We start from the raw sequence: 618 nt of genomic DNA, 5'->3' as shown, positions 1-618 counted from the left end.
GAGAAGAAGATATCCCTTTACTCAAGGGATTATTGGTAGAGCTCGATAACTCTCACTATGAAGCCGAGCCTAACTTCTACCGATCACCCGAAGAAATGGCGCAGCTAAGGGAAGAACGTGGCGTCTTTGACAAGTATTTCGATGACAGCATTATCTTCTTTATCGCCTGCTCACATCGACAAGTCGTTGGATTTATCTCTGGTACCGTTCGAGATATTGACTCGATGGTTTCTGTTGCAAAGCGCGTTGGCTTCGTTAACGAGTTGGTGGTCTCGGAAAGTCATCGTAACTTAGGAATAGGCTTGTCGCTCATGGATAAAATCGAAAGCGATTTGTGCAATCAAGGTATTGAAGAAATTGGTTTAACCGTCGCATCGTTTAATCATGAAGGTGAAGATTTCTATCATAAGATGGGTTATCGCGTGATGACCAAAATGATGAGCAAAAGAGTGAAAGACTGATCGCCATAGTTCATAAGCCGCTATAAACGCCTTTTCACCAAATACTGAAAAGGCGCATTTCTAACGTCTGCCGTGCTTATTTCAACGTAGCTGCGGTCTGTTTGCCCATGGCTATGAGCCTGTCGAGAATACGTTCACCGTCGGCACGCAAACCGTT

General features: G+C 44.5%; 1 protein-coding gene. It reads left to right on the top strand.

Features of this window, described 5'->3' with window-relative positions; translation table 11 throughout:
- A partial coding sequence (locus tag R7O13_RS28475; RefSeq protein ID WP_318305405.1) for a GNAT family N-acetyltransferase occupies positions 1-461 on the top strand: 461 nt, incomplete at its 5' end.
- Positions 462-618 lie beyond the last annotated feature (157 nt).

This window comes from Vibrio sp. Y176, from assembly GCF_033438945.1.
This window is presented reverse-complemented; position numbering and strand designations above follow the sequence as displayed.